At 56.7% G+C, this 22834-nt stretch carries 20 protein-coding genes; 17 read left to right on the forward strand and 3 right to left on the reverse strand.

Annotated features, from left to right (window positions below):
• Positions 1-352: 352 nt before the first annotated feature.
• The 6 genes from GAL_RS05100 (at position 353) to GAL_RS05125 (ending at position 7544) form a co-directional block, all read left to right on the forward strand.
• Positions 353-2647, forward strand: coding sequence for a bifunctional salicylyl-CoA 5-hydroxylase/oxidoreductase (locus GAL_RS05100; RefSeq protein ID WP_024096511.1), 2295 nt, complete (start codon positions 353-355; stop codon positions 2645-2647).
• Positions 2644-3402, forward strand: coding sequence for an SDR family NAD(P)-dependent oxidoreductase (locus tag GAL_RS05105; RefSeq protein WP_024096512.1), 759 nt, complete (start codon positions 2644-2646; stop codon positions 3400-3402). The genes GAL_RS05100 and GAL_RS05105 overlap by 4 nt, the downstream gene beginning before the upstream one ends.
• A complete protein-coding gene (locus GAL_RS05110; protein ID WP_024096513.1) occupies positions 3402-3860 on the forward strand; it encodes a MarR family winged helix-turn-helix transcriptional regulator in 459 nt (152 codons plus the stop codon). The genes GAL_RS05105 and GAL_RS05110 overlap by 1 nt, the downstream gene beginning before the upstream one ends.
• Positions 3857-4660, forward strand: coding sequence for an enoyl-CoA hydratase family protein (locus tag GAL_RS05115; protein WP_024096514.1), 804 nt, complete (start codon positions 3857-3859; stop codon positions 4658-4660). The genes GAL_RS05110 and GAL_RS05115 overlap by 4 nt, the downstream gene beginning before the upstream one ends.
• A gap of 105 nt (positions 4661-4765) precedes the next feature.
• Positions 4766-5926 carry an acyl-CoA dehydrogenase family protein gene (locus GAL_RS05120; RefSeq protein WP_024096515.1) on the forward strand — a complete coding sequence of 387 codons (1161 nt, stop codon included), beginning with the start codon at positions 4766-4768 and terminating at the stop codon, positions 5924-5926.
• Between the two features lies 1 nt (position 5927).
• Positions 5928-7544, forward strand: coding sequence for an AMP-binding protein (locus GAL_RS05125; RefSeq protein ID WP_024096516.1), 1617 nt, complete (start codon positions 5928-5930; stop codon positions 7542-7544).
• Positions 7545-7576: 32 nt separating this feature from the next.
• Here the strand turns inward: GAL_RS05125 and GAL_RS05130 are convergent, their stop codons facing one another.
• Complete coding sequence (locus GAL_RS05130) at positions 7577-8701, reverse strand: glycosyltransferase family 2 protein (RefSeq protein ID WP_024096517.1); 1125 nt, start codon at positions 8699-8701, stop codon at positions 7577-7579.
• Between the two features lie 3 nt (positions 8702-8704).
• Positions 8705-12052 (reverse strand): glycosyltransferase family 2 protein, encoded by a 3348-nt coding sequence (locus GAL_RS05135; RefSeq protein WP_040103909.1) that lies wholly within the window; start codon positions 12050-12052, stop codon positions 8705-8707.
• Positions 12053-12495: 443 nt separating this feature from the next.
• Between GAL_RS05135 and GAL_RS05140 the strand changes: the two genes are divergently transcribed.
• The 5 genes from GAL_RS05140 to GAL_RS05160 all read left to right on the forward strand — a co-directional run bounded on the left by GAL_RS05140 (position 12496) and on the right by GAL_RS05160 (position 16767).
• Positions 12496-13176: a hypothetical protein gene (locus GAL_RS05140; RefSeq protein ID WP_244462730.1), complete on the forward strand. Its 681-nt coding sequence runs from the start codon at positions 12496-12498 to the stop codon at positions 13174-13176.
• 564 nt (positions 13177-13740) lie between these two features.
• Positions 13741-14604: a hypothetical protein gene (locus GAL_RS05145; RefSeq protein WP_024096521.1), complete on the forward strand. Its 864-nt coding sequence runs from the start codon at positions 13741-13743 to the stop codon at positions 14602-14604.
• A 140-nt stretch (positions 14605-14744) separates the two neighbouring features.
• Positions 14745-14996, forward strand: coding sequence for a helix-turn-helix transcriptional regulator (locus GAL_RS05150; RefSeq protein ID WP_024096522.1), 252 nt, complete (start codon positions 14745-14747; stop codon positions 14994-14996).
• A 1-nt stretch (position 14997) separates the two neighbouring features.
• Positions 14998-16299 (forward strand): type II toxin-antitoxin system HipA family toxin, encoded by a 1302-nt coding sequence (locus GAL_RS05155; protein WP_024096523.1) that lies wholly within the window; start codon positions 14998-15000, stop codon positions 16297-16299.
• A 270-nt stretch (positions 16300-16569) separates the two neighbouring features.
• A complete protein-coding gene (locus GAL_RS05160) occupies positions 16570-16767 on the forward strand; it encodes a hypothetical protein (protein WP_024096524.1) in 198 nt (65 codons plus the stop codon).
• Between the two features lie 267 nt (positions 16768-17034).
• Here the strand turns inward: GAL_RS05160 and GAL_RS05165 are convergent, their stop codons facing one another.
• Positions 17035-17937, reverse strand: coding sequence for a LysR family transcriptional regulator (locus GAL_RS05165; protein WP_024096525.1), 903 nt, complete (start codon positions 17935-17937; stop codon positions 17035-17037).
• A gap of 96 nt (positions 17938-18033) precedes the next feature.
• On the opposite strand from GAL_RS05165, the gene GAL_RS21890 reads away from it, so the two are divergent.
• From GAL_RS21890 to GAL_RS05195, 6 genes are all read left to right on the forward strand, one after another.
• On the forward strand, positions 18034-18639 hold the full coding sequence (locus GAL_RS21890) for a DsbA family protein (RefSeq protein ID WP_024096526.1): 606 nt from the start codon (positions 18034-18036) through the stop codon (positions 18637-18639).
• A gap of 17 nt (positions 18640-18656) precedes the next feature.
• Complete coding sequence (locus tag GAL_RS05175) at positions 18657-19520, forward strand: MBL fold metallo-hydrolase (RefSeq protein WP_024096527.1); 864 nt, start codon at positions 18657-18659, stop codon at positions 19518-19520.
• 108 nt (positions 19521-19628) lie between these two features.
• Positions 19629-20171, forward strand: coding sequence for a nuclear transport factor 2 family protein (locus tag GAL_RS05180; protein ID WP_199535422.1), 543 nt, complete (start codon positions 19629-19631; stop codon positions 20169-20171).
• Between the two features lie 81 nt (positions 20172-20252).
• Positions 20253-20564: a DoxX family protein gene (locus GAL_RS22770; RefSeq protein ID WP_024096529.1), complete on the forward strand. Its 312-nt coding sequence runs from the start codon at positions 20253-20255 to the stop codon at positions 20562-20564.
• 105 nt (positions 20565-20669) lie between these two features.
• On the forward strand, positions 20670-21293 hold the full coding sequence (locus GAL_RS05190; RefSeq protein WP_024096530.1) for a dioxygenase family protein: 624 nt from the start codon (positions 20670-20672) through the stop codon (positions 21291-21293).
• Between the two features lie 32 nt (positions 21294-21325).
• Entirely contained in the window at positions 21326-22150 is an 825-nt protein-coding gene (locus GAL_RS05195) for an MBL fold metallo-hydrolase (protein ID WP_024096531.1), read from the forward strand.
• Positions 22151-22834: the final 684 nt, after the last annotated feature.

A 22834-nucleotide genomic window follows, 5' to 3' on the forward strand; every position in this document is an offset into this window, starting at 1 on the left:
TACCAAGGATACGTTTATGTTATTGATATTGCTTATTTAAATATTGTCGTATTCGCGAGGAGATAGGGCCGGTTCAATAAGTTCTCAACATCAACTATGACGCCTAGATAGCTGAAATGTTGGGGGAATACGTGGTGGTATGTAAGCGGATTTATCGCCCGCGTACCGATAGGCCCCGAAAAACCCGGAGTGTCCTGCCGCAGATCGAAGTTTTTCAGGTTTGGGTGAATATTCCTTTAAGGGGCAAATCAGTCATATTTGTAAAAGCTTCAAGTATAAAAGTTTAAGCTTGAAGTTTATCGTGATCCGCTTATCCTGTTTGCAGTTTAGACAGCAATAGGGGAGTGGCATCATGAAAATCGCCTGTTTGGGAGGCGGCCCGGCTGGCCTTTACTTTGCGATCTCAACCAAGCTGCGCCAACCTGACGCTGAGATCACGGTTTTTGAGCGTAACAAACCGGATGACACGTTCGGTTGGGGTGTTGTGCTGTCTGATGATGCGCTTGAGAACCTGACTGCGAACGATCCCGTCAGCGCCGGGCAGATCCGCGATAAATTTGCCTATTGGGATGATATCGCCGTTGTGCATGGTGGCGCGCGGACCGTCTCAGGTGGGCATGGGTTTGCCGGGATCGGTCGCAAGGCGATGCTGGTGATCCTGCAGGAGCGGGCGCGCGAACTGGGCATTGATCTGCAGTTTGAGACGGAAGTCGGGCCTGCAGCCTCCTATCAGGCGGATTATGATCTGGTGGTTGCCTGTGATGGGTTGAATTCCCGCGTCCGCAGTGAATTTGCGGACCAATTCAAGCCCAACGTCGATGTGCGCCCCTGCAAATTCATATGGCTGGGCACAAAGCAGAAATTCGACGATGCCTTCACCTTTATCTTTGAGAAGACACAGCACGGCTGGATGTGGATCCATGCCTATCAATTCGATGCCGACACTGCCACGGTGATTGTCGAATGCTCTGCTCAGACCTGGGAAAACTGGGGGTTTGAAGCGATGAGTAAGGAGGAGATCCTGCGGACCTGCGAGGAGATCTTTGCCGATCATCTGGACGGGCATTCCCTGATTTCGAATGCTGATCACTTGCGCGGCTCTGCGGTGTGGATCAACTTCCCGCGGGTTCTGTGTGAGACTTGGCACCATGAAAACGTGGTATTGCTGGGCGATGCCTCGGCCACGGCGCATTTTTCAATCGGTTCGGGAACCCGGCTTGCGTTCGACAGTGCGATTGCATTGGCAGAGTTCATCACGACCGAACCGACGCTGGAGCAGGCGTTTGTGCGCTATCAGGAGGAGCGGCGGCTGGATGTGTTGCGGCTGCAATCGGCGGCGCGCAACTCGCTGGAGTGGTTTGAAGAGGTGGAGCGTTATCTGGATATGGATCCAGTGCAGTTCAACTATTCGTTGCTGACCCGGTCGCAGCGGATCTCCCATGAAAACCTGCGCCTGCGGGATGCAGACTGGCTCGGCTCGGCGGAGAAGTGGTTTCAGGAGGCGGCGGGAGCACCCGCAGATGCGCCGACGCGGCCACCAATGTTTGCGCCTTATAGGCTGCGCGAGATGCTGCTCAAAAACCGCATCGTGGTGTCGCCAATGGCGCAGTACAAGGCCAAGGATGGCTGTCCGACCGATTGGCATCTCATCCACTATGGTGAGCGCGCCAAGGGCGGTGCGGGTCTGGTCTATACCGAAATGACCTGCGTCTCGGCAGAAGGGCGGATCACGCCGGGTTGTCCTGGCTTGTACGCGCCAGAGCATGAGACGGCGTGGACGCGGCTGACAGATTTTGTCCACGCGGAGACTGACGCGAAGATCTGCTGTCAGATTGGCCATTCCGGTCGCAAGGGATCCACCCAATTGGGCTGGGAGACCATGGACGCCCCGTTGCGGGAGGGGAACTGGGAAACGGTCTCCGCCTCGGCCATTGCGTGGTCCTATGGCAACCCGGCCCCGCGGGAGATCACGCGGGGGGAAATGGACGCAATCAAGGATGAATTCGTTGCCGCCGCGCAGATGGCTGAACGGGCAGGATTTGACATGATCGAACTCCATGCAGCGCATGGCTATCTGATTTCGTCGTTTATCTCGCCAAAGTCCAACGTTCGAACAGATGCCTATGGCGGAGCTCTGGAAAACCGGCTGCGTTACCCGCTGGAGGTCTTCGAAGCTATGCGTTCCGTCTGGCCTGTGGACAAACCAATGTCCGTTCGTATTTCCGCCAACGACTGGGTTGGCGATGAAGGGGTGACACCCGAGGAGGCGGTGGAGATCGCACGGGCCTTCACCGCAGCGGGGGCGGATATCATTGATGTGTCTGCGGGGCAGACATCAACGGAGGCGCAGCCGGTTTATGGCCGCATGTTCCAGACGCCGTTTTCGGACCGGATCCGCAATGATGCCGGGATCGCGACCATGGCGGTGGGCAATATCTATGAGGCGGATCATGCCAATTCGATCCTGATGGCCGGACGGGCTGATCTGGTCTGTGTGGGTCGCCCGCATCTGGCGGATCCCTATTGGACCCTGCATGAGGCAAGCCGGATCGGCGACCGTCATGCAGGTTGGCCGATGCCGTATCTGGCGGGGCGGGATCAGGCCTGGCGTCTGGCAGACCGCGATGCAGAGGTGATCCGGGCATGAGCGATCTGATCGGTAAACATGTGGTGGTCACCGGTGGTGGTTCCGGCGTGGGCGCCGCATTGGCGCGCAGCTTTGCCGGGCAGGGCGCGCGGCTCACGCTGCTTGGTCGGCGGATCGAACCGCTGCAGGAAGTGGCCGCTGAAACGGGCGCCCTGCCGCTTGCCTGCGATGTTACCGAGGCAGAGGCGGTGCGGGTGGCGCTTGATCAGGCGCGACAGCAGCATGGGCCGGTGAGTGTTGCTATTGCCAATGCAGGTGCTGCGCCGTCGAAACCCTTTGCCAAGATGGATCTGGCGGATTTCGAGGCGGCTTTGGCTGTCAACCTGTCGGGGGTGTTCAACCTGTGGCAGGCCGCGCTCCCTGATATGAAGTCGGCAGGCTGGGGGCGGATGATTGCTGTTGCCTCAACTGCCGGGCTCAAGGGGTATCCTTATGTTTCGGGGTATTGCGCGGCGAAACATGGGGTTCTGGGCCTCACGCGGTCGCTGGCGCAGGAACTCGCGCGCAGTGGCATCACCGTAAACGCGATTTGTCCGGGTTTTATTGAGACGCCGCTGCTTGAGCGGTCGATTGCGACCATTGTGTCCACCACCGGGATGAGTGAGGAGGAGGCTGCAAAATCGCTGCGCGCAGGCAACCCGCAAGGCCGCTTTATCCAGCCGGAAGAGGTGGCGGATGCCGCGCTTTTCCTTGCGTCCTCTTCGGCAGCGTCCATCAATGGCAGCGCGCTGCCCATTACCGGAGGTGAGATCTGATGCAAACCGACCGCTCCAAAGACCGGCTGCGGCTGTGGCTGAAAGTGCTCAAGGCAACCCGCGCTGTGGAAAGCGAAATTCGCGAGAACCTGCGACAGGAATTTACCACCACGCTGCCGCGGTTTGACGTGATGGCAGCCCTGAGCCAGCATCTTGACGGGCTGAAGATGAGCGAGCTGTCTGGCGTGCTTAAAGTCTCCAATGGCAATGTCACCGGGATCGTCGAACGGCTGGTGGATGACGGCCATGTGCAGCGCGAAAAGGTCCCCGGAGACCGACGTGCCAGCCGGGTAAGGCTGACGGAGGCGGGGATCTCGGAATTCGCCCGTCAGGCCGCCGCCCATGAGGCTTGGATTGACCAGATGTTTGACAGCGTGCCCGAAGCCGAGGTTCAGACGCTCTCTGATGCGTTGGATCAGGTGGCCAGACGGCTTGAAAATGAAGGACGCGACAGATGATTTCGACGGATACCAAGTATTTTCTGTGCAGTATTGAGGACGGTATCGCCACCGTGGCGCTGGACCGCCCCGAGCGAAAGAACCCTCTGAGCTTTGACAGCTATGCAGAGCTGCGGGACTGGTTCCGGGAATTGCATTATGACGACGATGTGAAAGCGGTGGTTTTTGCGCCCAATGGTGGTAACTTCAGTTCTGGCGGCGATGTCCATGATATCATTGGGCCGTTGACCAGAATGTCGATGAAGGAGTTGCTGGCCTTTACCCGGATGACCGGCGATCTGGTGAAGGCGATGGTGAATTGCGGCAAGCCTATTATTGCGGCGCTGGACGGTGTTTGCGTGGGGGCTGGCGCGATTATTGCCATGGCGTCGGATATCCGGATCGCCACGCCGGACACCAAGACGGCGTTTCTGTTCACTCGTGTTGGGCTTGCTGGCTGCGACATGGGGGCCTGCGCGATCCTGCCGCGCATCATTGGCCAGGGGCGTGCGGCAGAGCTGCTCTATACCGGGCGATCAATGAGCGCGGATGAAGGGGCAGCCTGGGGGTTTCACAACAAGGTGGTGCCCGCAGATAGACTGCTGGGCGAGGCACAGAGCTGGGCAGAGCGGATCGTGGCGGGGCCGAATTTCGGACATATGATGACCAAGACGATGCTCGCGCAGGAATGGTCCATGTCGATTGAGCAAGCGATTGAGGCCGAGGCACAAGCGCAGGCGATCTGCATGCAGACGGCTGATTTCGAGCGCGCCTATCAAGCTTTTGCCAAAAAGGAAAAACCTCTGTTTGAAGGTGATTGATCCGGCCCTTGCAGGCCGCAGCACCGGAGGAGGGTGCGGCGGCCTCCGGCGGGAGTATTTGAAGAAAGATGACAGGCGGCGGGTGCCGCTGCCGGGAGGAGTGCTATGGCGGATAAGACCTTTCTGAGCTGGCCGTTTTTTGAAGACCGCCATCGCGCGTTGGCCGCGGATCTGGACCGTTGGGCACAGGACGCGTTGGCGGATATTGATCACAGCGATACCGATGCCGCTTGCCGCGCGTTGGTGTCGGCCTTGGGAGCTGGGGGCTGGACGCAGTATTCCGGGGCTATGACAGGCGAGGCCTTGGACGTGCGGACACTGTGCCTGATCCGTGAGACCCTGGCCCGCCATGATGGGCTGGCCGATTTTGCCTTTGCTATGCAGGGGCTGGGGACGGGGGCGATTTCGCTGTTTGGTACGCCGTCGCAGCAGGCAGAATGGCTGCCGCTCACACGCAGCGGCAAGGCGATTTCAGCCTTTGCCCTGACCGAGCCGCAGTCCGGCTCGGATGTGGCGAACTCTACCATGACGGCCACATTGGATGGCGATCACTATGTGCTGAATGGTGAGAAGACCTGGATCTCCAATGGTGGCATTGCCGATGTCTATACGCTGTTTGCCCGCACTGGCGAGGGGCCGGGGGCAAGGGGGTTAAGCGCCTTTGTCGTGCCTGCAGGACTGCCCGGGTTTGAGGTTGTAGAGCGTTTGGAGACACTGGCACCGCACCCGCTCGCGACCCTGCGGTTTAGCGATTGCCGCATTCCGAAGACCGCCCTGTTGGGCGAGGCCGGGGCCGGGTTCAAGATTGCCATGTCGGTGCTGGATGTGTTCCGATCCACCGTGGCGGCGGCGGCGCTGGGATTTGCGCGTCGGGCGCTGGATGAGGCATTGGCGCGGGTGACAAACCGTCACGTGCAGGGGGCGCCGCTGGCGGATTTGCAGATGGTACAGGGGCATATCGCGGATATGGCGCTGGATGTGGACGCAAGTGCGCTGCTGGTCTATCGCGCAGCCTGGGCCAAGGATAGTGGCGCTGCGCGCATCACCCGAGAGGCTGCGATGGCGAAGTTGTTCTCCACCGATCAGGCGCAGAAGGTCATCGACAACGCCGTCCAGCTGCATGGCGGCGATGGCGTGCGGCAGGGTCAGAAGGTGGAGGAGCTCTACCGCGACATCAGAGCGTTGCGGATCTACGAAGGGGCATCTGACGTCCAACGTGTGGTGATTGCCCGTCAGGCGATTTCCACGTTTCAGAAGGGAGGCTGAGATGCTGGGTCCAAGCGCACATATCGATACTTTTACCCGTGATAATCTGCCGCCGGTGGATCAGTGGCCGGAGTTTCTGACCGGCGGGTACGCCTATCCTGAGCGATTGAATGCGGCGGTGGAACTGACCGATGCCATGGTCGACAAAGGGTTCGGGGATCATACCGCCCTGATCGGCAATGGGCGGCGACGAACCTACAAGGAACTGGCGGATTGGACTAACCGGCTGGCCCATGTGCTAGTGGAAGATCTGGGGGTGCAGCCCGGCAACCGGGTGCTGATCCGCTCCGCCAATAATCCGGCGATGGTGGCCTGCTGGCTGGCGGCGACCAAGGCGGGGGCTGTGGTGGTAAATACCATGCCGATGCTGCGGGCGGGCGAGCTGGCGAAGATCATCGACAAGGCAGAGATCAGCCATGCGCTGTGTGATACGCGGCTGATGGAGGAGTTGGTCGCCTGTGCCAAAACCTCAGCCCATCTGAAATCGGTGGTTGGGTTCGATGGCACTTCGAACCATGATGCGGAGCTGGACCGGTTGGCGTTGGAAAAACCGGTGCGGTTTGAGGCGGCGGCGACGGGCCGAGATGATGTGGCCCTTCTGGGGTTCACCTCGGGCACCACGGGGTCGCCGAAGGCAACGATGCATTTTCATCGCGATCTCTTGATGATTGCCGATGGCTATGCGGCGGAGGTTCTGGCGGTCACGCCTGAGGATATTTTTGTCGGGTCTCCGCCATTGGCGTTTACGTTTGGGCTGGGAGGGCTGGCGATTTTCCCGCTGCGGTTTGGAGCCGCGGCGACCTTGCTGGAGAATGCCTCGCCGCCCAATCTGATCGAGATTATCGAGAGCTATAAGGCGACGGTCTGCTTCACAGCGCCGACCGCCTATCGGGTGATGCTGCGTGCGATGGAGGAGGGGGCGGATCTCTCCTCGCTCAGGGCGGCGGTGTCCGCCGGGGAAACCCTGCCCGCACCGGTCTATGACGATTGGATGGCGCAGACTGGCAAGCCAATGCTGGATGGGATCGGGGCGACGGAGATGCTGCATATCTTCATTTCCAACCGGTTTGACGACCATCGTCCCGCCTGCACGGGTAAGCCTGTGCGGGGCTATCAGGTGCGGGTCCTCGACAAGGATGGCAATGAAGCGCCGCGGGGGGAGGTTGGTCGACTGGCGGTGAAGGGACCGACCGGCTGCCGCTACCTCGGTGATGCGCGGCAGGGCGAGTACGTGAAGGACGGCTGGAACATTACGGGCGACAGTTTTGTGATGGATGCCGATGGGTATCTGCATTTTGCCGCACGCAACGATGATATGATCGTCTCCGCCGGATATAATATCGCGGGTCCTGAGGTCGAGGCCGCGCTCTTATCCCACGAACTGGTGTCGGAATGTGCGGTGATTGGCGCCAGCGATGAGGCCCGTGGCGAGATTGTGCAGGCTCATGTGGTTCTGGCGGACGGCACAGAGGCATCGCAGGAGCTAACCAAGGCTTTGCAGGATCATGTCAAGGCCACCATCGCGCCCTACAAATACCCCCGCGATATCGTCTACACTGATGCTCTTCCAAAGACCGAAACCGGAAAGATCCAGCGGTTTCGGTTGAAATCGAAGTGATAGGCGGTGGGTGCCAGTCTCTGGTCCTGATGCTAGAGCACGGGCACCTGTTCCAGCCGGTCTATCAGGTCGGCAGAAATCGCGTCGGGGCCGTCGTTAAACTGTGCGCGGGAGACAAAGTTCAGGTGTCGCGACAGAAGCGTCAGCTTGGGCGAGGTGATCTCATCGTAGAACCTCTTCATATCCTCACGGGCCATCAGGTCTGTGATCTTGCTGCGGTGGGCGGTGACGGCGGCCTCATGCAGTGCTTTGATGCCTTTGAGACGTTTGAGGCGGGTTAGCTCTTTTTTCGTGGCGGGGAGGCGGCGTTGGATAGAGGTATCTTGCTCCATATTGAAGTTCATGCGCATCCAATAGGCCAGCCCCTGATCGCGTTCGACATGGTTGACACGTCCACGGTCGCGTTTGACGAGGAAGCTCTCGGTGCTGCGCACGGCGTAGTGGTTGAGGGTCACCACATCGTAGCCGTGGTCACGAATGCCAAAGCGCCAGCCCTGATCGGCCATATCTTCGGGCACCGGTTTGCCGCTACCTGCGACCCACTTGGGCATCCCTTCAATCCGTCGTTTGAGTGGACGGTGGACGCCGATACGGTCATAGCTGCCGGCAACGTAGTCGCCGGCGGTCTTGAACATGGTCTTGATGCCCCAGGCCTGGATCGGGGCAGGGCAGTATTTCGGTGCGCAGTAGCTATGCTCTTGCGTTAGCAGGACGTCGTCGTAGCTGTTTCGGAAGCTGTTGCCGAACAGGCGCCACTGCATCGAGATCATGTCGGGGTCATTGGTGGCGGCAAAGAGACTGTCGAGATCCCCATCCCCGACATGGATATTCACGAATTCATCAACGTCGGAGACCAGAACCCATTCTGCCTGCTGGACCAGATCGAGGCTCTCGGCGAATTTCAGCGCGCCCTTCTGGGGATTATAGCCGCTGCCCATCTCCTGATAAGGGTTGTCCATGCGGGTGATGTAACCACGGGTGGCCAGCGCATCGAGCAGCTCAACGGTGCCGTCGTCGCAGTCGTTTGTGAAGACCAGCATATGGTCAAACCCGATGGCACGGTGGTGAGCCACCCATTCCAGAATGAAGGGTCCTTCGTTCTTCATACAGGTGATGATCAGGCGCTTTGCCTTGGCGGCGCTGGGGGAGGCGGTCATGGCTTAGCTCTCTGTTTCGGCGACTTCAGCACGCAGCCGTTCAAGCGAATTGCGGATGTTCTTGGCATCGCGTTTTTTCAACGTGTATTCGCAGACCTGAATGGCGAGCTTTCGGTGGTTCTTCTCTTCTGCCTTCATCAGCAGATCATGCTGGTAACGCGGCAAATCCCGACGGGCGCGCAACAGTTTATAGAAGCGGTCACTGGTCAAGCGACCTTCGCAGATTTCGCTTAGCATGGGTTTCAGGATTTCCATATTTGCCAGCGCCTGCGGTAGCTGGTGGCCGAAGAACGGCATCCGCAGTTTGCGGATATTGTCGCCGTGCAGCCGGTTTACCTGATCCACATCGGGGGCAAAGTAGGGGTCATAGAGCACCACCACATCATCGGCGAGATGCGTCGCCTTGGCCGCATCCGCATAGCGATCATCCCAGTCCAGCCGTGCGGTCCAGCCCCAACGATTGTCATCGGGCAGGATGCGCCTGTCCAGTGTGGTCTGCGGGGCTATGGCAAAGACCTTGGCGCCCGGTGCGCATTGCGAATAGGTCAGCGCCCCATAGGCCCCCATAGAGGCCCCGTAGAACAGCACTTCGTCAAATTGCTCAAAGAAACCACTGTCGCGCAGGTGATCAAATCCATCATGAACAAAGGAGCTGCGGAACCAGTTGCGTTTGGCTCCAATCACACCGAGGACCGAACAGCCCAAGGTTTGCGATAGTAGTTTGTAGCCCCAGGGCCAGCGCTGGCCCTCTTTTTGCTGAACCACATGGATATTGTCAAAGGTGACCACAAGCCGTTTGCCAAAAGGCTCGAAGAACAGTGCGTTTTCATCGCTTTCCCAGAAAAAGCCGGCGCGCTGAGCGGCATGGCTCTGCATGTCTGTGAACCTTGCATCCCCATTGGTCGGGGCTGCGCTTTGCGGCGCTTTGGGAAGCCAGATATGCGCGTGACGAAGGGCTGGCTGGGCGACGGCAGGCCGTGCCGGTGGGGGCGTATGAGCCATCTGGACAGATGCTGCTATGACCGTTTTCCCAGATGTTCCGGTCCCATCGTGGGGGGCCGAAGGCGCGGGTGCAGGCGTGCGCTGCATCTGCTGGGCAAGGTCTGCGATATCAATGTCAGCGCCTAATTCTGCTGCGCGCGCGTCCAGATCGTTTTTGCGGATCTTCCCCTCGATCATCTCCGTCAGCAGCTGGGTTTTCGCCTTGATCTGGGCGGGTGAGAGCAGCAGCGCCTCGGGTTCGGGGATCTGGACACCCGCAGGGGTATTGATATCGGCCTGATCTTCCAACTTGGTCAGATATATCGCATCGGGGCGCGCGACGTCCGTCAGGTTTTCGTAAAGTGCGGCGTATTCCGGTTTTGATTTCAGATCAGCGATCTTGGCCTTGTGCCATTGAACCGCTTCCGCATGCAGACTTGCCAGTTTGGCATCGGCCATCAGACTGTCCAACTCGGAACGCATCATTGGCGCGCGGTTGTGCATACGAGCGTCGGTTTCAGAGGCGTAGTTGCGCCGCGCCCAGTACTCGACGCCCTGATCCTGTTCGGTGTGGTTGATCCGGCCGCGGTCCCGTTTCACCAGAAAACTGTCGGCGGAGCGCAGCACGTAATGATTTAGCGTCGCCATGCGATACCCAAGTGACCGCTTGGTGGAGCGCCAGCCGTTGTTGGTCAGCAGCATCTCCGGCATGACCCGCCCGGAGCCGTTGACCCAGCGCACCTGCGAGACATTGGCTTCGTCGTCGATCTTCAGCGGGCGATGGACGCCGATCTTGGTGTAGGGCGCAGACTTATGCAGCATGCTTTTGAACCCCCAGCCCAGTCGTGGCTTGGGAATGAACTCAGGCGCGCAGGCGGTGAACTGTTCGATAATCGGGCGGTCTTTATAGTTGGCAACGCCACCATTGCCGAAAAATTTCCAAGTGAAGGAGATGACATTGGGGTCACCAGCCGCTTTGAACAGATCGGCAAAACGTCCTTCGCCGACATGGATGTTCACAAATTCATCGACATCAATGGTCAAAACCCAATCCGCAGCCTTATACACGGGTTGCTGCATGGCGTCAGCCAGCGCCACATGCTGAGGCTTCTTGCCGGAGGTCGGATCCCAAGGGTTGGCGACACGGGTGACCAGACCCAGCTCTGCCAAGCGGTCCAGGATCTCATTCGTGTTGTCGCTGCAATCGTTGGTATAGACGAGGAAGTGCTTGGCCCCGATCGCCTTGTGATAAGCGACCCACTCCAGAATGAAGGGCGCCTCGTTCTTCATTGAGGTCAGGATCAGGATATCGTCGTTTGAGATTGGCTCCGACAGCGGTGAAAGCCGGTCGCCTATGGTCTCGGTGCGGAGCTCAAGGTTGTCAATCGCGCGTTGATAATGCGGACTATGCACGAGTTGGTCCAGCGGCATCTTAAGGCGGGGATGTGTGGAGCGCGCAGGGGCAGGGGGAGGGGATTTGGCCACCGGGGCGGAGGATTGGGCGCTTGCTGCCAACTCTGCCTGTGTCGGTTTTCCCGCCGGTGGGCGGTCCGGGATCGGGGCTGCAGCAGCGTCGATGTCATGGCGGATCAACGCACGGCCAAGATAGCTCTCGGGATGGGGAATGCCGCCTTCGTGGGTGATCAGGCGGCGGCTCAGGCGACGGTTCCAGAGGTGCACACCATAGCAGCCATCATCGATCTTCTTCTCGACAATGTAGCCCGGCGAGAGCAGGTTGCGGCGTTCCTTGAACGAAATCTGGAAAAACGCCATCTGTGGTTTCACATGGGCCATCTCGCCAGTTTCATTGAGAAAATACGTCAATGCTGAGGGCCCCCAAACGCCCCATTTCAGCTCGGATACATGCACCGGGTTGCCAGCCGCATGTGCGGCCTCAAGCTGTGCGCGTTCTTCCCCCTTTGCCCAAGGCGGGATCGGGTATTCGTTTTCGCAAAAGGCATTGAGCCGTTGCAGCGTTCGGGAGAACCGGGGCAGGCCGAGAACGGCGTTGCAGACCAGACGCCCGGTTTTTTCCCAGCCGAACACCCATTGGTCCCGAAAATCCCAAGGCTTCACGCAAAGGACATCCGCGTCCACCCAAATCACATTCTGCATCGAGATCATCTTGTAGCGAAAGGCATCGGCGTGAACGGCCGGGGAGCCAGACACCTTGTGGCGGATGAAATCTGACGCCGGAAAAATCCGGTTGGCGTCCATCAACTCCACACCGGGTGGGCAATTGTCTACGGTTTCATAGGTGTAAAGAAGGATGCGATGTCCGTGATCGGCAAATGATTTCAGACAGGTTTGTTCAAGATAACTCAGATTTCCCCCAATCCAGAGGGAGGCGATTACTGGGAGGTCAGACATAATATTCCGCACTGCTTCGTTGTTTTTATGGAAAAGGCCAAGAGGGGGAGAGTTGGGTCGATTGAAAATCGTATCTTTCGCGGGGCGAAATTGACGAATTGCAAAGTCGAGCCTGAAAATCTGCTCCCTGTCCAGCAGTGCCTTGTTCGACACTTATCCTCGTTACCATTAAGGGGCCCCATGGGGATGTTGCACTGGCCCCTCAGCGCTGAGGCGGTTTGCGCGTATTCATACCTGCTTTGTCAACCTCTTGGGCCGCTTGCTGACCCGCCTGTGATCATTGCCCGAGGTGACCCCGCATGTCATAAGCGGACGATACCCTACCTTCTGAGTGCGTTCAAATGATTGTAAGCCATAAGCACAACTTTGTTTACGTGAAGCCGGGGAAGACTGCTGGCAGTTCAATCGAACTCGCGATCAGCAGATATTGCGGCCCGCAGGATATGATAACCAAACTGCGCCCGCGTGAGGAAACCCAGCGGGTGGATTGTGCTGCGCGGATCGAAAATCCGCGATTTGTGAACATCAATTCCGGTGAAGTGATTGAGCTGCAAAACCACTCCAGATATTGTGATGCGCTGCGCATCTACGGTGAGGATATCGTGGATTACGATGTGGTCTGTACCGAGCGAAATCCGTGGGAGAAGGCAATTTCCTCCTTCTTCTGGAAGGGTAACCGGCGTCCGGAGCGCCCAGTAGAACCCCGTTTTAAAAGGTTCGTCAGCGATGGCCGCTGGCCGCAGGATTTTGATGTTTATTCGCTCAATGGTGTTTGCGTCGCGGATCACATCATCCGGGTCGAACGCCTAAAGGATGACTACCGCGAATTTTTGATGTTCCTCGGGATCCCTGTGGAGGGAGAGATCGTGTTTCCATCGTCCAAGGGATTCCAGCGCCCGAAGGAGGCGACGCGCGAGGCGATGTTTACGCGTCCTTGGGTGGTACGAACTGTGTTTGAGCATACCGAGGACCTGCGCGCGGTACTGCCTTACAGTTTTGACGACCGCTCCGCGCCCGATATCCGGCTGCATGAAAATCGCCGTGCAGCGCGTTACAAGTTTCTCGAGGAGAATGACTGCGGTCCTGTCTACTGGGAGCCGGTTCAGGTACCCGTTTCGGTCTAAAAGCGATGCGATCCCCAGACGATGGTCGCGGCGCGAGTGTGTGCAACGGTCTAGCTAAGACGCTTTACGACGCTCGTATGCGAAGCTGCGCTTATTTACCCACGCCACCAGAAAGACAGTCTCGAAGGATGCAGAAGAGGCCGGTCAGACAATGCGCACACGTCAAGCATCGGAGGAGTGTCTATAAGCAGAAAAGGGGGATCACTCGAATGAGATGCCCTGGTGATAACATCAAGGGTTCAAGTGTTTTCAACTTATTGATTTTGTTGGAGGCGAGTACCGGAATCGAACCGGTGTACACGGATTTGCAATCCAGAAAGAGAGGAAGCAAAAACAAAGGTTTAGTGGTGCAAAATACCCCCCGACAAAAAGTGAACAAAAAGCGAAAGTTTCAAAGCCAAATTCGCCGGTTCAAAACGAAAAAGGCCCCGTCACAGCGGCAACTGTGAACCGGGGCCAAATAGAAAAAGCCTGTCAGCTTTCGCAGTACGTTAGCATGAGCAAGCGCCACACCGCAAACGCTCAGTCGGCTTTTTCGCGGCCGTTGACCGGTGAGGTGGTCCAATGAGCTGGCGCATCGCAAATGAATGCGCCGAGCGCCGCTTTGGCAGTGCCGCACGCAAGCAGATCATCATGTTCCTTGCCGACAAGGCGAGCGACGACGGCTCGGGTATCTGGTGCTCCAAAGGGACGATCCAGCGCCATACTGAGCTCAGCGAGAGCACTGTGAAGCGCACCATCATCGACTTTCTGCGCGAAGGCATTCTTATCGAGACAGGGCGGCGGCACTGCAAGAACGGCTATACGGTCATTTACCGCATTTTTCTGGAGCGCGTGGCTGCGCTCGAATCCACCGCAGAGCCCGATATTGAGACGGGGTTCACTGTGAACCCCGTCCAGCCTGAACCCGGTACGGGGTCCACGGTGAACGGGGTACGGGGTTCACGGTGGCCCCCAAACCATCCTAAAACCATCCATAAACCACCTACGCGCAGGCGCGAGGCGGCGGAGGAGGTTGAAGATCTTGAGTCTGAGAAGATCCTGGCGGCCTATCCCGAGGACAGGGTCCGAGACCGGCGAACCAGTCTGCGCTTGATCGCAGCCGCCGTGAAAGCCGGGGTAAAGCCCGATGATCTGCTGCAGGCGGTCAAGGCCTATGCGAAGGAAAGTGACGGCTACACGCGCAGCAAGGTTTGTTTCTCAGACAACTGGTTCAAGATGCGCCGTTGGGAGAAGGGCCTTGCCCAGATACAGGCGGACCGCGAGAAGGCACGAGAGGCCGAAGCCAAAGGTCGTGCCAGCCTCACCGAGTGGATTCACGAGCGCCATCCCCTGTGTCGTCACATCACCAACCGGCAGGTCGAGGACTTGATTGCATCGAAGCTGGTGACGCCTGAGCAGGTTCGAGCTGCGGGGCTGCAGGCGTGAGTGCATTGGCGAAGTCTGCGGATTTAGCTACCAATGCTGCGGATATTTATGATGTTGGGATCATATTATGTACTTATGACCTGAAGATCATATTGACAATTTATGACCTAAGGGTCATATATGATGGCAGGAGAACCGCCATGAAGCACCTCGTTCGTACATCAAAAAACTTGGGCCACGCAATTCGCCAGGCTCGGAAAGCAAAGAACCTTACCCAGAAGGAACTCGCCTCGATGAGCGGTGTCTGGCAGGAGACAATTTCCAAGATCGAGAACGGCAGTGGGGGAACCAAGCTGGAAACGGTATTCGATTTGATCGCGGCCCTGGAGCTCGAAATTACGGTGACCGAGCGCAGCAAGGGCACATCAGACGGGCTTGAGGACATTTTCTGACATGGGCCGCAAGCGCAGCTACACACCGCTGAACGTTTTCCTGAACTCGCGGCTCGTGGGCCAATTGGTACGTGAGCCCTCGGGCGGCGTCAGTTTCGCCTATACGCGAGACTGGCTCGAATGGGAGCACCGGATGCCTGTGTCGCTATCATTGCCATTGCAGGAAAACCGCTACATCGGCGCACCTGTGATGGCCGTCTTTGACAACCTGTTGCCCGACAGTGACCTCATTCGACGAAAAGTCGCAGAGCGCGTCGGGGCCGAGGGCGTCGATGCCTTTAGCTTGCTGTCCCAAATTGGGCGCGACTGCATTGGTGCGCTGCAGTTCCTTCCCGACGGGCAAGAGCCACAGCCAATGTCCGAGCTGACTGGAGAAGGTGTGAATGAAGCTCAGATTGGGGCAATTCTGAGCGACCTCGATCTCGCGCCACTGGGTATTCGCCGCGAAAATGACTTTCGCATTTCTGTCGCGGGCGCGCAGGAAAAAACAGCGCTGCTTCGTAAAGATGGCCAGTGGATTGAGCCAACCGGTACGACGCCAACCACGCACATCATCAAGCCGCAAATCGGCAGGCTGCCCAATGGCATGGATCTGTCTGACAGTGTAGAAAACGAATACCTTTGCCTCAAGTTGATGGAGGCGTTTGGGCTTCGGGTTGCGAATGCCGAGATGGCGCAATTCGGCGAAAAGAAAGCCTTGGTCGTTGAGCGTTTTGATCGGCGCTGGACGTCAGTTGGCCGCTTGATCCGTCTGCCGCAGGAGGATTGCTGTCAAGCATTGTCCGTTGTGCCTACCCAGAAGTACCAGAACGAGGGCGGCCCAGGAATCTCAGATATTATGGATCTATTGTTGGGAAGTGATGACCCCAACAAAGACCGGTACGATTTTTTCAAAGCGAATGTCCTGTTCTGGTTGCTGGGCGCGACAGACGGACATGGTAAAAACTTCAGCGTCAGCCTCTTACCCGGCGGTCGCTTTCGCATGACACCGCTTTACGACGTTTTGACGGTGCAGCCGACTGTCGATGCGCGACAGATCGAGCGAAAGTACTTCAAACTGGCCATGAATTTCGGCAACTCAAACCACTACAAGGTTTCGAATATCGTTGGTCGGCACATCGTGGAGACTGGAGTTCAATCCGGCTTATCCCGCGCTGTCGTACAGGGCCTATTCGAAGAACTGCAGGAGACCTCGCACGCGATCGTTGAGGCCACGTTCAACCAGCTTCCAGCGGATCTCCCAGAGTCGTTGCTTGCTTCGATCGATGGCGCGCTGAAGGCCAGGTTGCACCTGTTGAACTGAAAGTGGTTGCGCTTGACTGGTGCGAAGATGCGTCTTTTCCGGGTCAAACGAAATCAGGTCAGGACGCCCTAGCCATAAGCAGTTCCTCAATGATGTGTTTCTGATTGCTGAACATAAGCGGGCAGCCGTGCAAGATGCGGTGTGGACACCGCTTCAACAGGAATATTCCTCTGCGCCAGCGCATTCCTCGCGACCCAATATTCCAGCTGACATCTCCTTGGTGCCTGCGTTGGTCGTGTTCATCGAAACACTCAAAATGAGGATCAAACAATGGCTACTCAAACTCTGAAACTGAACGTCAAATCCGGCGAAAAAGACGGCAAGAACTTCTGGGACCGCTGCGGCGTGCTCTTCGTCAACACCGACGACCGCGGCAACATCACGTCGATCAACGTCAAACACAGCATGTTCCCCGACGTCGAAATGGTCGCCTTCCCACGCCGCGATGACGATCCGGTTACCGAGTGACCGGTGCGCCGGGGCGGGTTTTCCGCCCCGGATAAGCCCGAAGCTGAGTGTGGATCGCTGCCAATTGGACTTCAACAAGTATCCGATGTCGCATCGGTGCAACTCCTCAGACCGGACCTTCGCTGCAAGTGCAAAATCGGCAATTGGGGGAACTGGTGCTCTGCGGACAAAGCCGACTTTAGCGGCAACTGTGCTAAGGGCTGCTAAGCGTTCACGCGTTTCAATGTTAGACGGAGACAATGTTAACTGAGTTTCGCCACCCTTCTCTTACGCCAGACTGCTGCGAAGTCTTTTTGCAAACATTTCTGCAAAGCCTTTTGTCGCAGCTGATCGAAACTGCGTTGGAGGGTAAACGGCATAGATGCCTCCTGTTGGAAGCGCCCAATCCGGAACAAGCCGGATCAATGTGCCGTTTTCGATTTCTCTCTTAGCGAAAAAATCTGGCAGAATGGAGATCCCGGCCCCTTCGATTGCCATTGCCTTGATCGCTGGTGTTACGTCTGCTCGCAGCGCGGGGTTCATTTGAACGTTACAGGTTTCACCGGTAGCTTTAATAAATTTCCAACTCAGTGAGTTTGGCAAGGCTCTGTGTTCGACGAATGGAAACGCTGCCAATCGTTCCGGATGTTCTGGTCGCCCAAGTTGCTCAACCAAGTCAGGCGACGCCACTACGATTTGCTGAAAGTCGGCCAACTTGCGCGCAATGTTGGCGGAATCGGCAAGCCAGCCTACCCGATACGCAATGTCAAATCGTGCCTCGACCGGATCAAACCGCGTATCACTTAACATCAAATCAATCGTGACAGCCGGATAGGCGATGCGAAACTCGGCCACGACCGGTGAAACGTATGTAACGCCCATATCGAGAGGGGCGGTGATGCGCAGGTTTCCAGTTGGTTCTGCGCGCCCTTGTTTTACCATTTCATAAGCTTCTTCGGCCTGCGCCACTGATGCACGTGCGGCTTCATAGAAGGACTGTCCGGTTTCCGTGAGATTCAGGTGGCGAGAGTTGCGCACAACAAGCGTTGCACCAAGCTCTTCCTCCAGCAATTGAAGCTGCTTGCTGACAACTGCCTTGCTAATACGCATTCGTTCAGCGGCCGCAGTGATGGTACCTTCTTCCGCGATAGCAACAAAATACTCTAGTCGGTTCAGATTTGATTTCTTCATCTCTTGTCATCTTTTGACTGACGTAGTGTCTACAAGCATTACCTTTAGTCTACAATAGCGGCGCACTACCTGTGGTCCACCAAAATGGAGACTGCAATGACGCGCTTCACCTATATCTACGATACCTATTGCGGCTGGTGCTATGGCGCGGCTCCGGTGATCAATGCGCTGATTGAGTGTGGTGCTGATGTCACCGTCATGCATCGCCATTTGTTCCAAGGCGCAAATGCATACCGAATGGGCGATGGCTTTGGGCGAATGGCTTTGGAATACGATCGGCGTATCGAACGGCTGACCGGCCAGGAATTCAGTCCTGCTTACGTTCAAGACATTATTAGAAACCCGGATGAAGTTCTGGATTCCGGTCTGACCGCATACGCCGCTGCCTTGGTCCACGATCAACGCGCCATGGCGGAGATGAAGCTGGCACAAATTTTGCAACGGGCACGTTATGTCGACGGTGTTTCTGCGGGTAACAGCGAAGCGGTCCGTAGTGCGCTGCTTGAGTTTGGCGTGAACCGTCCGTTGGACGAAGGCAGAAACCACGCCCGGCAGATCAGTACGAACGCTGCAAATTTGCAATCACGGGTCGGGTCGCAAGGTGTCCCGACTCTGGTGATGCAAACCGACGGCGGAACAACCCAAGTCGACGTCTCAACCTACTACAACTTTCCTGAAGAGATCGCGGCATTGGCCGCATAAATGCAAGGAGCATCCCTATGAAGACGATCCTCACTTCTACTGCAGCCGTGCTGCTTTCCACCGCAGCCTTTGCGGCTGATCTCACCATCACGGCCTTCAGCCCGAATGACGGCAGCCTATTTCCGGTCTCATCAAACCTTATCGAAGGCCCGAATGAGGTGATCCTGGTAGATGCTCAGTTTGAAAAGGATGATGCCGAGCAGCTGGTGGACATGATCAAGGCGACAGGTAAACCCCTGACGACCGTCTTTATCAGCCACAAAGACCCTGACTTCTATTTCGGGCTGGATACGATCCGTGCAGCCTACCCGGATGTCAAAATTGTCGCGACACCTGAGACCGTCAAAGGCATCGAGAAAACCATCCAGCTCAAATACGATTTCTGGGGCCCGATCTTGGACGCGAACGCCCCATCCGAATTGATTGTTCCTGAAGTTCTGGAAGGCGATAGCCTGACAGTGGATGGCGAAGCCGTCCAGGTCATTGGCCTCGATGGTCATGATCCGGTTCACACTTTCCTGTGGGTGCCTTCGGAAAAAACCGCGTTGGGCGGCGTTGTACTTTATGAAAACGTGCACGTTTGGATGGCCGATAACCAAACCCCTGAAAGTCGTGACAGCTGGCGCGCGACATTGGACCAGATTCTGGAATTGAACCCCGATCGGATTATTCCGGGCCACGTGATCGGCGATAGTGCAGAGGACGCAAGCATCGTTGATTTCACAAAGGAATATGTCGCCGCGTTCGAGGCAGCCGCGGACAAGGCAGAGGGTTCAGCCGAGTTGATCGCTGCGATGCAGACGGCCTATCCCAACTTTGAGAACGTGAGCGATCTGGAGCTAAGCGCCCAGGTTATCAAGGGCGAGCGTTCCTGGCCGTAAGCGTAAACAGGCATCAGGAGCCGTCCAATTCGGTTTCTGTATTACAAAAGGGGCACCGGCCTCTCAAATCCGGCGCCCAATCACCAACAGTGCAAAACTCAGTTTGCTGTGAACTACACCGCATTCGCCGCGACGAAGAGAAGCAATTTCATGTCTTGCAAGTTCACGAATACCAAGATCACGCAATACAGCATCATTGGGGCTGTCCTGTTTGCGTTCGTTTCGGCGACAACATTTGCCGTCAACGCTCAGGAGCAAAACATGACTCCATTGGAAATTGTCAAAAGCACCTATGAAGGCGAAACCTCCGAAGAAAACGGTCGCAACCTTCAGGCGCATTTGGCTCCTGATGCCAAATGGACAGAGGCAGCGGGTTTTCCCTATTCGGGAACCTATACCGGTTTTGACGAGATCGCGAAAAACGTGTTTGCGCGGTTGGCTTCAGAATGGACCGACTATCGGTTTGTCCCTGAAAACTATGTAGCCGATGACCATCGCGTCGTCGCATACGGGACCTACTATGGAACGTACAATGCAACCGGCAAGGCATTTTCGGCGCGCGTTGCACATGTCTGGAAGGTCGAAGACGGCAAGATCGTTAAATTTGAACAGTTCGTCGACAGCGCGCCAGTAAAGGAAGCGATGGAGTAATTCACCCCATCTCATCCGAATACCAATTTCACTCAACGTCGGTCGGCAGGCCCAAAAAACGCGGCCGATCAAATCTCGGGAATGAATAAACTGATAGCAGCTCTGAACAATCAATCTCTGCGGGTTCTCAGCATTCTGCGGATCATGACGGGTCTTCTGTTTGCGGCTCATGGAGCACAGAAAATATTGAACTTCCCCGCGCCGCCAGAGTGGGAGGTCGCGACATTCTCGATGCCATGGTTTGCTGGCATGATGGAGCTTTTCGGCGGTGCCTTGATTGTTCTGGGCCTTTTTACGCGCCCGGTCGCGTTCCTTCTGTCCGGTTTGATGGCCAGCGCCTACTTCATTGCCCACGCCCCGCAGAACTTTTATCCGATCCTGAGTGGCCGGTGATGCCGCAATTTTGACTGCTTCATCTTCCTGTATTTTGTATTTTCCGGCCCAGGTCGCTGGAGCCTTGATGCAAAGATGGGCCGCGAATAGCTGAGGAGGAATTTGATGACTCATTCAAAATCGCGCCGAAAAATTCTTGCTGGAATAACTTCTGCTACGGGAAGTTTACTCCTGTCCCGGACCGCATTGGCGGCCGATTTGACACCGCGCGCCGCAGAAGGGCCGTTTTATCCGACCAGATCGATGCGCGTGAGCGACACCGACAATGACTTGGTGAAGATCGCAGGGCTTGTTCGCGAGGCAGGCGGGGAAATCATCACGCTCAAAGGTCAGATTACCGGTCGCAATGGTATCCCGATAGCGGGTGCACGCATCGAAATTTGGCAATGTGATGTGAATGGAAAGTACTTGCACCCCGGCGATGATCGTCCGGTGCCCTATGATCAGGGTTTTCAGGGCTTTGGCCACGATATCACGGATGACACTGGCAACTATGCGTTCCGCACGATCAGGCCAACCAAGTATCCGGGGCGAACACCCCATATCCATGTGAAAGTCCTAGATGGAAGCCGAGAGCTTCTGACCACGCAGTTCTACATTGAAGGTGATCCTGACAATGCGAAAGACGGGCTCCATCGCAGGATGTCGAAGGCGGAAGCCCGGGCAGTATCCATGGCATTCACCGAAGGGCCGAAAGGCACAGAAACCATCGTAAACATTGTTGTCTGACGGGCCCGGCCGGATCAGGAAAGGAACAGATTATGAAAACCGCATTGATCGCCGCAGCCATGGCAATCCTGACACCAGCCATTGCCGCAGCACAATCTACAGATGCCTTCACCCATGTCGGAGGCAATGTCTATTACTTCCAGAACAGCAGCTACAATTCGCTTGTTGTCGTCACCGACGAAGGGACCCTTGTTGTCGATCCGAACGGCCGTACGGCACAGCAGTTGCAAGACAATCTTCCTGCACTAACGGACCAGCCAGTGACGCATCTGATTTTTTCGCATTCGCATGGCGATCACGCCTCGGGCGGTGATGTCTATGGCGGCGATGTCCAGGCCATCGCGCATTCGAAGGCTCCGGCAACACTTGGAGGCGTAAGTCTCGATGTTCAGTTCGATCAAGAGCACAGCTTTCAGCTGGGCGAAAACACGATCGAGCTGACCTATCTTGGGCCCGGAGACGAAGAGGACATGATCGCAACGGTCGTGCGCCCCGAAAATGTTGTCTTTCTTGTCGATGTCGCCGCACCCGAACGCATGTTCTACGCCAGCTTGGGTGGTGACAATGTTGAAGGGTGGTATCAGCAGATACTCACCGTCGAAGCGCTCGATTTCGATATCTTCGTGCCGGGCCACGGTCGTGTAGGCAATCATGACGACCTAACAAACGTTCGGCTCTATATGGAAGAACTGCGCGCAGATGTTTTGCAAGGGCTGCAAGCCGGGAAATCGACGAACCAACTGGTCGAAGAACTAATATACCCAGACCGTAGCCACTGGCAGCAATACGATACTTGGCGGTCGAGTAATGTGCGCGGCATGGCTCAGCATTTGATCAACAGCGGAGCAGTTGAGTAAGGAAAATCATGCTGGTTTTGAGTTTGTAGCGCAGGGGCTTGCAGTCCACTGTTAAAACCCAGATAGCAATACCCAGTTAACAAAAAATGGATAAGCAGCCATTCGGACAACCTGCGGCATTGGTAGTTATGGGCTCCAAGCGGACATGCGGCAGCGCAACGAAATATTCGATTTCGAAGAAGTTTCAATGTCGGCTTCAGGTGGTTCAGCATGAAAGGTTCCTACCAGCCGAGTTTCGTTTTTTCCGACGGTCCGAAAAATAAATCTTCCCGAATATGGATACGAGCCCGCGCAGTGGCGCGCGGGCGACAAATTTTAATCGACTGCACCGGAACTCAACGGGCCGTTGGCCCGCTCACCCCGATCCAGGCATCATTCCTTTTGTTTGGTCCGCCCAACATCCCTGACCGTGGCGGTCAACCTTAGTCCATCCCCAAAATCAGCCACCAATTTCCCCTGTCTCGCGGGCGAGCCATTCCTCGCGGCGCAAATTGGTGTCTTATTTTGGCGCAGACATTTTCTTCGCAAATGTGGCCGATTGACAGCCCCGTTCAGGGCCGTGGGTCGGGCTTTGCCCTCTCCCACTCTGTTCCGCCGAATACATGCGTATTCGGTCAGATCAGGTGGCCGAGGCGCAGCCCATCGGCGGAAGGGGGCGCGAAGCCTCACCCGCGTCACTTTGAT

It is taken from the genome of Phaeobacter gallaeciensis DSM 26640, assembly GCF_000511385.1.
Lineage (GTDB): Bacteria > Pseudomonadota > Alphaproteobacteria > Rhodobacterales > Rhodobacteraceae > Phaeobacter > Phaeobacter gallaeciensis.

What these genes read in the sequence shown, in the direction of transcription:
- GAL_RS05155 (WP_024096523.1), top strand. Translation starts at nt 14,998, where the DNA reads ATGGGCCGCAAGCGCAGCTACACACCGCTGAACGTTTTCCTGAACTCG.
- GAL_RS05160 (WP_024096524.1), top strand. Translation starts at nt 16,570, where the DNA reads ATGGCTACTCAAACTCTGAAACTGAACGTCAAATCCGGCGAAAAAGAC.
- GAL_RS21890 (WP_024096526.1), top strand. Translation starts at nt 18,034, where the DNA reads ATGACGCGCTTCACCTATATCTACGATACCTATTGCGGCTGGTGCTAT.
- GAL_RS05140 (WP_244462730.1), top strand. Translation starts at nt 12,496, where the DNA reads ATGATAACCAAACTGCGCCCGCGTGAGGAAACCCAGCGGGTGGATTGT.
- GAL_RS05135 (WP_040103909.1), bottom strand. Translation starts at nt 12,052, where the DNA reads ATGTCTGACCTCCCAGTAATCGCCTCCCTCTGGATTGGGGGAAATCTG.
- GAL_RS05100 (WP_024096511.1), top strand. Translation starts at nt 353, where the DNA reads ATGAAAATCGCCTGTTTGGGAGGCGGCCCGGCTGGCCTTTACTTTGCG.
- GAL_RS05165 (WP_024096525.1), bottom strand. Translation starts at nt 17,937, where the DNA reads ATGAAGAAATCAAATCTGAACCGACTAGAGTATTTTGTTGCTATCGCG.
- GAL_RS05190 (WP_024096530.1), top strand. Translation starts at nt 20,670, where the DNA reads ATGACTCATTCAAAATCGCGCCGAAAAATTCTTGCTGGAATAACTTCT.
- GAL_RS05110 (WP_024096513.1), top strand. Translation starts at nt 3,402, where the DNA reads ATGCAAACCGACCGCTCCAAAGACCGGCTGCGGCTGTGGCTGAAAGTG.
- GAL_RS22770 (WP_024096529.1), top strand. Translation starts at nt 20,253, where the DNA reads ATGAATAAACTGATAGCAGCTCTGAACAATCAATCTCTGCGGGTTCTC.
- GAL_RS05150 (WP_024096522.1), top strand. Translation starts at nt 14,745, where the DNA reads ATGAAGCACCTCGTTCGTACATCAAAAAACTTGGGCCACGCAATTCGC.
- GAL_RS05125 (WP_024096516.1), top strand. Translation starts at nt 5,928, where the DNA reads ATGCTGGGTCCAAGCGCACATATCGATACTTTTACCCGTGATAATCTG.
- GAL_RS05175 (WP_024096527.1), top strand. Translation starts at nt 18,657, where the DNA reads ATGAAGACGATCCTCACTTCTACTGCAGCCGTGCTGCTTTCCACCGCA.
- GAL_RS05120 (WP_024096515.1), top strand. Translation starts at nt 4,766, where the DNA reads ATGGCGGATAAGACCTTTCTGAGCTGGCCGTTTTTTGAAGACCGCCAT.
- GAL_RS05195 (WP_024096531.1), top strand. Translation starts at nt 21,326, where the DNA reads ATGAAAACCGCATTGATCGCCGCAGCCATGGCAATCCTGACACCAGCC.
- GAL_RS05145 (WP_024096521.1), top strand. Translation starts at nt 13,741, where the DNA reads ATGAGCTGGCGCATCGCAAATGAATGCGCCGAGCGCCGCTTTGGCAGT.
- GAL_RS05115 (WP_024096514.1), top strand. Translation starts at nt 3,857, where the DNA reads ATGATTTCGACGGATACCAAGTATTTTCTGTGCAGTATTGAGGACGGT.
- GAL_RS05105 (WP_024096512.1), top strand. Translation starts at nt 2,644, where the DNA reads ATGAGCGATCTGATCGGTAAACATGTGGTGGTCACCGGTGGTGGTTCC.
- GAL_RS05130 (WP_024096517.1), bottom strand. Translation starts at nt 8,701, where the DNA reads ATGACCGCCTCCCCCAGCGCCGCCAAGGCAAAGCGCCTGATCATCACC.